This window comes from Kamptonema sp. PCC 6506 (genome assembly GCF_000180455.1).
Taxonomy (GTDB): domain Bacteria; phylum Cyanobacteriota; class Cyanobacteriia; order Cyanobacteriales; family Microcoleaceae; genus Kamptonema; species Kamptonema formosum.
Window position 1 is genome coordinate 1 of the sequence record NZ_CACA01000177.1, and the last position, 10,449, is coordinate 10,449.

Consider the following 10,449-nt stretch of genomic DNA (forward strand, 5'->3'; position numbering starts at 1 on the left):
GGGGGAGATGAAGCGGAAGAATTAATATCATGTTTAGCAAATTATTTACGATCTGTCATTGTTCGCTGTGCTCGGCGCTGTTGCGATGAACGAAGCAATCTGAGGCACGAAGCTTGCCTGTAGCAAACTAAGCCTGAAGCAATCGCAACATAAATGCTATTGCTTCGCGGAACTCGCAATGAAAATTATTTAACCGATATGAAATTATCTCCCCTGCTCCCCTGCTCCCCCACTCCCCTGCTCCTCTGCTCCCCTGCTCCCCCGCTCCCCCGCTCCCCATCTCCCCATCTCCCGCCGCTCGTCTAACCATTGTTGCAAAATTATGGCCGCCGCTTTGCGATCGATTAAAGCCTTGTTTCTCGAAGGTGAGATTTTCTCTGTCAACATTAACTGCTCTGCTTGGATGGAAGTCAGTCGCTCGTCTACGTACTCTAAAGGCAAAGCAAGAGCTGATGCTAAGCGGGAGGCGTATTTTTGCACCTGTCGAGCTTGGAAACCAAGAGTGCCGTTCATGTTATAGGGTAAACCAGAGACTAAAACTTGTACGCCTCGCTCTGTTACAAGCTGCCGGAATTGAGCGACATCTTTATCAAAGGACGAACGTGCGATCGTTCCCAAACCAGTAGCAATTAGACCGGTACCGTCGCATCCAGCTACCCCAATGCGCTTTTGACCGATATCTAATCCTAGTGCTGAAATTCTAGAGTCATAATCCATCTTAAGAATTAGGTTCGTTCTACGGTAATGATTTGGACTTTAAAACCCTAGCATTAGAAGCTAGGTTTTTGTTTTAGTGACAGAACTGTTGTTGTCTTTTTTGAGGTTAAAAAAGCTCCCCCTATACTAAGTGCCCACCAAGGGATGTGGGCGTATTGAGCGCTATCAAACCAAGTGAGATCAAAGACGAGATAGGCGATCGCGATCGCCTCCATCCCGTGAAAGGACGATTTAATGGCTAAATAGATATAATATCCCCAAATAAAGGCGTAAGATATCAGTCCCAAAATGCCAATTGATAAGGTTGTATCAAGTATTAAGTTATGAGCTTTGTAAGTGGGTATTTCCCTTGTGCTAACTTGTCCGTTTATGGTAATGTAATCATAGGTAAACTGGTCTAATTTTACAACTATTGGAGTTTTTTTAGGATTTATGATGTAGGGGTAAGCGATGCCGAAGCCGTCAAATCCCCATCCAAAAAGAGGACGCTTTTTGATGCCTCTCAGGGATAACGCCCACATTGGTGATCTGCTGGACATTACTTGTTGTATTGATGGTTGGCTCCAATCTAGGGGTCTAGTAACGGTCATGCCGATGATGGCGATCGCGCTGATGAGAATTACTCCAGCCAATAGTTTTTTGTATTGCCATCCAAACTTGTATAATAGGGCTATTACTAAGCCTAAAACTGCCGATCTGGTGGTAGTGAATATCAATGCTGGGGAAATTATAATTAAGGTAGTTGTGGTCAAGCGATCGCTTGTTAGTTTCCACAGCCTACCGATGACGGAAATGAGGGCTATTGTGGCTAGGGCGATCGCAGCGTGACCTCTGTGGGAATATAATCCAATGGGTTGCTGTCCTTGAAATATACTGCTAGCATTAACATCAGGTCTGATAATTTTTCCCATTGTGGCAGTGTAATCGATGCGCCAGTCTATGATTTGAGGAATGGTGCTGAGGGCGAGGATGATGCCACCTATTATCAGTCCTTGGAGTTGAGAAGAAAGTAGTTGGGGATGCAGTTTGAGAAGTAAGGTATTACTGAGGGTAAAAGTAGCGATTAATAGCCAATATAGCCAGCCGTCGCCCATTTGGTCTTGTCCTAGAAAAGAAGTCAGCGGAAATGGACTTTTCAAGGTAGAAATTGCCCCTATTGTCAGAAATAATCCCCACAATATCAGGCTGATTTTCCAGGTGCGGGAGATTGTTATAGATTTACTTCCTTCCCAGATAATTGAGAGGTTTATCGCTGCAATTATCCCAATCATAAACACTTTGGGTGCCGTCCAGATGTAGCCCCGGCTGATGCCCCAAGGGTTGATGAGTATGATGCTGAGAGTATATAACAGGGTGTAAATAGATTTCACGGCTGTTTTACTTCCGTTTTTTTATTCTTTTGATTGTTCCTAATCCAGTTAATGCTAATAATGCTGCTAATACAGTTGTTGGTTCGGGTACTTCTTCAGGATCATCTTCAGAAAATGCCCGCATTTGGAAACTTCCTTCCGGTTTGTCGAAAGCTAATTGAATGGGAAATGCTGTTTCTGCTGTCGAGCCAATTAACGAGTCGATGCCCGTAATTTTGAAGTTGGAAACTCCACCACCTAATAAGGAAACGAAGTCTACGCTATCTCCAGCACCGAAAGTTCCTAGTAAGACGTTTCCAACTGTGACGGCAAATTCGGTATCTTCTCCTACGGGGAAATCAAGTATTTCTGTAAATAGTGTGTCTTCTAATGATTGGAATTCAAAGCCATAGGTTGTGTGAGGGTCATACCATCGGCAACCTGGTACTTTGTTGAAGGTTTGCCAGCCGTTTTGTACGCTGGTAGGAAGGATGGGGTTTTGTTGGGTTAAGCCTCGCATTTCTTTGCTGACACCACCGCCGCCGCTGTTTCCATTGCTAAAGGTTGGCGATTCTTCAGGTTCGTAGACATTGACAAAAAGTTCGTAGTTGCCTTTGTCTTGCCCGCGACCACCGACGGATTGAACTAATAGGTTGAGAGTGCCGCTATTGCCTATAGTACCAGTTAACCCAGAGGCAAAGCCATTTCCGACAGGAGAGCTATTGTCGTCGTATAAACTGGCAGAACCTGGGCTAGATGTGCTTAAGTGTGTGTTGGGATTGCATTGATTTGAGGGGATATCGTTGTTTGTCCAGGCTGTATATTTTGAGCCTGGGGTGAGTTGGTCTAGCTTGTAGTTGTCTTTTTGACCGGCAGCTAGGGTGCCTGAAAATGTTTTAGAGGTTTTAGCGGGAGTAAATGTGTTTGTCCAACCCCACCTGATCCCGTTGTAAATATTAGCTTTTTTTCTCCCGTTTTCTTAACTAAGTATAGTTCTGCAATCCAACTAATATTTTTTAAAGGAGAACCCCCTGGACCATCAGCAAAAGTAGTTTCTGTTACACCAGGAATATTTGTAGGATAGTAAGGAGTTTGACTTGGATCTTTACTATCAAAGATATCCGTTGCGTAATCTGATCTAGTTACTAACTGAAGCCACCCAAGATCATCTTTATCTGTTGGGTCTTCATTACTTGGATAGTATCTGAACTGGAGATTTCCGCCAACCAGTGTTTGGTTGCTGTATGAAAAAGCAGAGGGATAATATTTCTCTATGTCAAACGAACCTTGCAATTCGGGAGTATCATAGTCAAAATTCCAGCCTCTACTTTGGTAATTTGCATTCAGCAAAGTCTTGAAATGAGATGTACCACCAGCTTGAATGGGTGTGGGGGTAATCATCTTCACTGTGTTAGTGCCAAACCCTGGTATTTCATAGGTGATGAATTGTTGGAATAAAATACTAGCACTTGGCTGTGGTTCAGGAGTAATGCTAAATGCTAGAGCGCCCTCTCCCAGAATTGCAAGCAGTGAGTTTACCACTATGAAAACTAAAGGATATTGTTGAGATTTCATTTTCCACGCCTCCTTATGTTAATTAGATAATTAAGAGAGATAAACTGCTTCGCCACAAATCATTCAAAAACAAATTTCGATTAAATTTTGCCTGATTGTGGCACTAACCAAAACTCTACAGATGGAGTAGCTACTTGACCTTTCCATAAATTTTCTAATACCTGTATTTCAGGTTGAGAGAACTGGGTTTGAATAAGACTCGAGTAAATTAACTGAATCTTGTAGGCATCTGGCTTTAGACCAACAAAAGACCAAGTGCTGCCTGATAAATTAGTAACTTTGAGTTCAAGGTAATTTTGATCTATCCAGGAAAGCTTTCCCTCAAGAAGGAAATTTACACTATCTCCGGGATTTAATAACATATAATCAGATTTGCTAGGTTCTATAGGGCCACGCAGCAGAACAACTGGTATGTTTTTATTGTCCTTGCCAACTAGAACCGGGATAGGGTTATTAAATCGAACTAAGTGAATGTGTTTTTTTTGAATATTAGTGATAATTAGACCAAAACTCACATCTGTTTTGGCATCAGATTGCTTACTTGGGATAGTTAGGAAGCGCTTCGGCATAACAATTTTAAAGCGAATTCCATCCACTTCAACAGTATTGCTGTCAGATGAAGAAGGGTCTAAAGGATCGGCTGCATTCAGGGTGTTTAACCCTTGACCTTCGCCGATAAACACTGAGTAAGCCTGATAGTCCAATAAACCAGGATTTTGTGTAATCGAAAAGGCCGAAGAAGATTCACTGGTCAGGGTGACTAACAGGGTAGTAGATAAGAAGAAAAAGAGAGATTTTTGAGTCAGCATTTTTCTTGAAAGTTTGATAAGTGACAGTAGTAATGAAATTTGAGCTAGCCATCTTTTTCTAGGCTAAACTCCACGAAAGGCAAGCGCACTTTCCCAGTCCATATATTCTCTATTTGCTTGTTTTCTATAAGTTTGGGCATATTTCTTCCATTTTTGGAATAATTAACTTCGGCTTTGTCGATCTCATTTTCATACTGAAACCGAATTCGATATTTTTTGAGTGGGCGTAAACCAAAGAGTCCACAAAATATCCAATAACTACCATCTCCAAATGGGATCTTCAAGTCAAATATTTCCCCTTTTGCTGTCGTAATAAGTGCATCGGTTAAAAAAGTCACAGTTTCTCCAGGTTGTGCCAAGGAAAAATCATCATCGAAAAGGTCCCATCGATACCAATCTGACCATCGACCAGTCAACCTGAAAATTTGCTGGTCTATCATTAGTTCTGGAGTAAGCGCATTAAAAAAGCAGAAGTTAAGAGGATTAGATGTATTGTTAGTAATCTGAATTCCTAACTCCACATCGATCATTGCTCCTAGTTGTTCTGCGGGCACCTGCAAAATTCGTTTCGGCATAAAAACTTTAAACTCGACACCATCAACTTCAACGGCATCGTTTTCATTACTTGAGTCCCGATCTTCGTGTATAATATATGCCATTTTTTTAATTCATTATAAAAGTTTTCACGAGATTTAGTGTTGGTTTTTTCATTGAATTTATGATCCTTTTTTTAGATACCTAAATCAGGGTCGATCGGAAAGTCAGGAATCTGCTCTAACTCGAAGGTTGTTAGATTAACCCGCCACGCTCCAACTGGGAGATTGCGATCCCAGCGGGGCCAAGATTCTTTGATCTCATAGAATCTTGAGTCGGGTGAAAACCTGCCAAATAAATGAGTAAAATTGAGTTCCCTAAATTCTGGAATCTCTTGGCAAGTCTCAACATTGAAAAGCCTTGTGAAAGAACGATATCGGTATGCGTAATTAGGATAGGGGTAACTGTTTTCCTCCGCAGGTAAATTCGTCATTAAATTAATAACTAAAAGACGATTATTTGGTGAAAATTGAAAGGCGACTGGCCCTCCTGGGGTATTACCTTCTTGCAAGGGGCAGATGCGCTTAAAGCTAGGAAAGGCATACAGAAAGATTCCTTCCCGGTCGTAAGTAAAAAATTTCTTCTCATCGTGGGAGAAGCCATAGACTGGCTGAGCAACACGAGCAATTGTTCTGCCAGTTGCCAAATCCCAGAAAACAGTGTGGTCTTTTTGAGAAGCAGCGACCGTTTTGCCAGCGTTCAAAATAAATGTCTCCCTGACAACTAGCCCAGCATCCATTTGAAAGGTACGAATTACCTCTCCAGTCGTAATATCTTTGATGCTAACTTGACCTTTTCTGTCACCGCTAATTTGGTAACGACCAACTGTATTGGTGTTTCCTCTCTGGAGATACCACTCGCCTACTCCGTTGTCAGCTAAAGCGCTAGTTCCTATGAGTGAGAGTACAATTAGGCACAGAGCAACAGGTTTGAGCATATCAAATTACCTTTTTTTACTACCTAAATGTAGCTACCACTCTTAATAGTAAGTTGACTCTCGCGATCGCGACTTACAAAGTAGGACTTGCTGAGGGCTTATTTCAAAGATTATCAGAGTAAAATTCTCACTACAATCCGAGAAGTTACTTAATTTATCGACATCCTGACAACCAAATTAAATTTGATCTACGTAAGATTATTTATGCCAAAAGAAGGATTTAAGATAAATCTAGACTAATTTGTCTAAAAAGTTTCAAGGGATACTTTTTTGCGAGCTGAAAAGCGATCGCAATTTGCTAGGATTCTTAATATCTAATTTAATCCTAAGTCACAACTACGGCTTGGGGTCGCAACGAGTTGCAACTTGTGATACATTAGGTGGTTGCAAGGCTACCTACCCAAAGGCTAAAATTACCATCCTGTTGGGTTTGTTCAATTCTAAGCCAAAATCCACCCATCTAAATGACTTATAAGTTCTGACCAATGATTGAAGTAGAACACTTAAGCAAAAACTACGGTTCCACAAGCGCGATCGCGGATGTCTCCTTTAAAGTGGAACCGGGAGAAATTATGGGATTTTTGGGGCCCAATGGTGCCGGCAAAACCACAACGATGCGGATTTTATCGGGTTATTTACCCGCTTCGGGAGGTACGGCCCGCATTGCAGGTTACGATGTCCATGAAAACTTAATGGCAGTACGGCAAAAAATTGGCTATTTGCCGGAAACACCGCCGCTATATCCAGATATGACGGTTGAGGGTTTTTTGTACTTTGTTTCCCGAATTAAATTAGTGCCGGCTGGCGATCGCACTCGTCAAGTAGAATCGGCAATGCGGCGTACCAGTTTAATAGACAAACGCAAGGTTTTAATCCGCAAACTTTCTAAAGGATTTAGACAACGAGTTGGCATTGCACAGGCGATCGTTCACGACCCACCAGTGATTATTCTAGATGAACCGACTGTGGGTTTAGACCCCCGACAAATCATCGAAGTTAGGAATTTAATTAAAAGCCTTGCAGGTCAGCATACTATTATTTTGTCTACCCATATTTTGCCTGAAGTTAGCATGACTTGCAGCCGCGTAACGATCGTTAATCGCGGTCAAGTTGTGGCGACGGGTAGTCCCGATCGCTTGATGGGACAGTTTCAAGAAGGCTACGAATTGGAAGTTGAAGGGGATACGGAGTCTTTTGAGAGGTTAGTACCAAATCTGGAAAATGTGGCGGGAGTGCGATCGCTAGAATTGATGTCAATGGTAGGGTCAGAAAATCGCCGCCGAGTCCGAGTTGCCTGTGAATCAGCAACGGAACCCGGCCGAGAAATTGCCGCTGCGATCGTCTCTTCTGGGTTGGGGTTGTATGAAATGCGCCGCACTCGCGCTACTCTGGAAGATGTGTTTTTAGAGTTGACAAGAGCCGAAAAGAAAGAGCAGCTTGTAGTGGAAGGGGAAAGGGAAGAGGAAGCGATCGATGAGATCAAGGAAGTAGACCAAGAACAGGAACAAGAACAAGAAGGGGAAGCGATCGCACAAAAGGAAGAAGAACCAGAGGTAATAACCGAAGAAGGGGCTAGTGGCTGGACTAGGGACTAGGGAAAGAGGAAAAGAGGGAGAGATGAGTAATTAGCCATTACCAATTACCAATTACCAATTACCAATTACCAATTACCAATTACCAATTACCAATTACCAAAAAATGTTAATAACAATTAGCAATATTATAGCCATCTACCGCAAAGAATTACAGAGTTATTTTGCCTCACCATTAGCTTATGGAATAGCCGCGATCTTCTGGTTCGTGACAGGATTATTTTTAGTTGCAATTCTCCTATCACCAGACGGCTTAATCCCCCAAGTTGCTAGACTAGATCAACAAGGAATTAGCGAAACCATAGACGTTTCCTACGAATTTTTACAAGCATTCTTAGGACTGATGGGTTCAATATCCCTATTCATCCTACCCATGCTATCAATGGGACTGTATGCAGAAGAACGCAAACGGGGTACATTAGAATTATTAGCAACATCACCCCTCACAAACTGGGCAGTTGCCGTCGGTAAACTGCTAGGAGTATTGACATTTTACATCACAATGCTCATACCATTAATCGCCTGCGAACTCATCGCCCTTAGTGCATCAAGTCCCCCTCTACCTCCAGCAGTATTTTTGTTAGGACACGCCGGATTAATCTTATTAGCAGCCTCAGTTTTATCACTAGGAATGTTTATCTCTTCTCTCACAGAAAGTACAATTTTATCTGCTATACTCACCTTCGCTTTAGTGCTATTCCTGTGGATAATTAAAGTAGCATCTAGCAGTATCAGCGGCCCTGTAGGGAAAGCAATAGGTCATCTTTCTCTGCTAACACATTACACTAATCTTGTCAAGGGAATAGTTGATACAAGCAGTCTAGCAATGTTTGCTACCTACATTTTTTTAGGAGTGTTTTTAACCGCTCAATTTATTGATGTCTTGCGTTTCCAACGCTCTTGATTTATTAATAGAAATTACCATCCTTGTAACGCCGCCCTCTGGGCGGTATCATTATTAAGCATTCTTCATTACTTCTTCCCTCTTCCCTCTTCCTTCTTCCCTCTTCCTTCTTCCTTCTTCCTTCTACTTATGAAAATCGTTAAAAAGAATTGGAAATACATTTTTTTGCTAGGCCCAGCCTTAATCGTCGCCGGAATCACAGCAGGTTTCATCGCGGGTAGTTGGCAACCAATACCTTTAGGAATTATTATCACCGGATTGGTGATAATAGGGTTGTGGTTGCTTTATGCCGCTTATCAACAAAACTTTTGGGGACGGCGATCTACTCAAGTCAGTAGCAACGCGATCGCAGCTACCCTCTCTATATTATTAATTCTGGCCCTCATAAATTTTCTGGCCGCACGCTATGCCACTCGTTTAGACGTAACTGAAAGCCAACAATTTACCTTAGCACCCCAGACCCAGCAAGTGTTAAGAAATTTGCCGCAACCTGTGAAACTTTGGGTGTTTGATCCTACCCAAAATCCCAGAGTGAGAGAATTTTTAGAGAATTATCAAAAAGAATCCAGAGGCAAGTTTACCTTTGAGTTTGTTGACCCGCTAACGGAACCAGGAAAAGCTCAAGAATATGCTATTAACGGTCTTGGAGAATATCAATTAGAATCTGGTTCTAAGCGGCTATTGATTCAAAAAGGTGTAGTAGTTGGCTTTAACCCTAGTCAGATACCGACAGAAGCGAAGCTAACAAATGGCTTAGAAGAGATTTTGAGTACGCGATCGCCAAAAGTTTATTTCCTTCAAGGTAACGGCGAACGAGCAATACAGGAAGGTCAAGGAGGGCTATTTGAAGCTGAAAAATCCCTTAAAGACAAAAATTATACCACATCAGTCATCAACCTGAAAGAAAGCATAAATGTCCCCCAAGATGCCGATGCTGTCATAGTTGCGGGCCCACAAAAAGCATTTTCCGAGGAGGAAGTTAAAGCATTAACCGCTTATCTCGATCGCGGCGGTAGTTTGATGCTAATGCTAGACCTCACCCCTAATAATGCAAGTACAGGATTAGATAGTTTGCTGAAAGATTGGGGCGTTACCTTAGACAAAAGTCTAGCCATAGATCCTTCCGGCGAGGGTCAAAGATATGGTCTGGGTGCGACTGTTCCCCTAGTCAAGCGTTACGGCGACCATCCTATTACTCAAAGTTTCGGTGCTGGCACTTCATTCTATCCCCTTGCGCGTCCTTTAGAAACAACTACGGTGACTGGAATTGAACAAAAGCCACTCGTTTGGACAAGCGATGAAAGTTGGGCTGAAAGTGATTTGAGTAACAGCAGATTGGAGTTCGATCCGAAGAGCGATCGGCAAGGGCCGTTATTATTAGGTGTAGCTATAACTCGTTCTGCGGCTACAACTACCCAAGCAACGCCAACACCATCGCCAACGAGTTCTCCAAGTGCATCACCAGAGGCATCACCAACAAGTTCTCCTACTACATCGCCAGAAGCAGCTCCAAGTGCATCACCAGAGGCATCACCAACGAGTTCTCCTACTACATCACCAGAAGCATCTCCTACTGTATCATCAACGAGTTCTCCAACTACATCGCCAACGAGTTCTCCAACAATTTCTCCTACGGCTTCTCCCCCTTCCCCTTCCCCTTCCCCTTCTTCCGCCAAAGAATCTCGTATGGTTGTGTTAGGAAATTCTCAATTTGCTACGAATGGCTGGTTTGAACAACAGCTTAATGGAGATGTGTTTATTAACTCAGTTAGCTGGTTAAGCAAGCCAGATCAGAAAATACTTTCTATCAGCCCTAAAAAAGTTACAAATCGCCGCATCAATATGAGTCTTGTACAAGCAGCAGGATTAGTTATTGCATGGCTAGTTTGGCCCTTAATTGGATTAGCAATTGCGGCGTTTTTATGGTGGCGGCGGCGGTAGGGAGATGGGGGAGCGGGGGGCGGGGGAGTCA

General features: G+C 42.7%; 10 protein-coding genes. 3 read left to right on the top strand and 7 right to left on the bottom strand.

Annotated features, from left to right (window positions below; genetic code table 11):
- Positions 1 to 204 precede the first annotated feature (204 nt).
- From ruvX to OSCI_RS09600, 7 genes are all read right to left on the bottom strand, one after another.
- Positions 205 to 717: a Holliday junction resolvase RuvX gene (gene ruvX, locus OSCI_RS09570; RefSeq protein ID WP_007354730.1), complete on the bottom strand. Its 513-nt coding sequence runs from the start codon at positions 715 to 717 to the stop codon at positions 205 to 207.
- 53 nt (positions 718 to 770) lie between these two features.
- Positions 771 to 2,087: an O-antigen ligase family protein gene (locus OSCI_RS09575; protein ID WP_007354731.1), complete on the bottom strand. Its 1,317-nt coding sequence runs from the start codon at positions 2,085 to 2,087 to the stop codon at positions 771 to 773.
- A gap of 7 nt (positions 2,088 to 2,094) precedes the next feature.
- Entirely contained in the window at positions 2,095 to 2,586 is a 492-nt protein-coding gene (locus OSCI_RS09580; RefSeq protein WP_007354732.1) for a PEP-CTERM sorting domain-containing protein, read from the bottom strand.
- Between the two features lie 356 nt (positions 2,587 to 2,942).
- The gene (locus OSCI_RS09585) at positions 2,943 to 3,641 is read right to left on the bottom strand and encodes a hypothetical protein (RefSeq protein WP_007354733.1); all 699 of its coding nucleotides are present in this window, start codon (positions 3,639 to 3,641) and stop codon (positions 2,943 to 2,945) included.
- Between the two features lie 80 nt (positions 3,642 to 3,721).
- A complete protein-coding gene (locus OSCI_RS09590; RefSeq protein WP_007354734.1) occupies positions 3,722 to 4,450 on the bottom strand; it encodes a hypothetical protein in 729 nt (242 codons plus the stop codon).
- A gap of 44 nt (positions 4,451 to 4,494) precedes the next feature.
- Positions 4,495 to 5,109, bottom strand: a complete 615-nt coding sequence (locus OSCI_RS09595; protein ID WP_007354735.1) for a hypothetical protein — start codon at positions 5,107 to 5,109, stop codon at positions 4,495 to 4,497.
- Positions 5,110 to 5,180: 71 nt separating this feature from the next.
- A complete protein-coding gene (locus tag OSCI_RS09600) occupies positions 5,181 to 5,981 on the bottom strand; it encodes a WD40 repeat domain-containing protein (protein WP_007354736.1) in 801 nt (266 codons plus the stop codon).
- Between the two features lie 485 nt (positions 5,982 to 6,466).
- On the opposite strand from OSCI_RS09600, the gene OSCI_RS09605 reads away from it, so the two are divergent.
- The 3 genes from OSCI_RS09605 to OSCI_RS09615 all read left to right on the top strand — a co-directional run bounded on the left by OSCI_RS09605 (position 6,467) and on the right by OSCI_RS09615 (position 10,418).
- Positions 6,467 to 7,576, top strand: a complete 1,110-nt coding sequence (locus tag OSCI_RS09605; protein WP_007354737.1) for an ABC transporter ATP-binding protein — start codon at positions 6,467 to 6,469, stop codon at positions 7,574 to 7,576.
- 103 nt (positions 7,577 to 7,679) lie between these two features.
- Positions 7,680 to 8,477: an ABC transporter permease gene (locus OSCI_RS09610; protein ID WP_007354738.1), complete on the top strand. Its 798-nt coding sequence runs from the start codon at positions 7,680 to 7,682 to the stop codon at positions 8,475 to 8,477.
- A gap of 129 nt (positions 8,478 to 8,606) precedes the next feature.
- Entirely contained in the window at positions 8,607 to 10,418 is a 1,812-nt protein-coding gene (locus tag OSCI_RS09615; protein WP_026103778.1) for a GldG family protein, read from the top strand.
- The last annotated feature ends 31 nt before the right edge of the window (positions 10,419 to 10,449 follow it).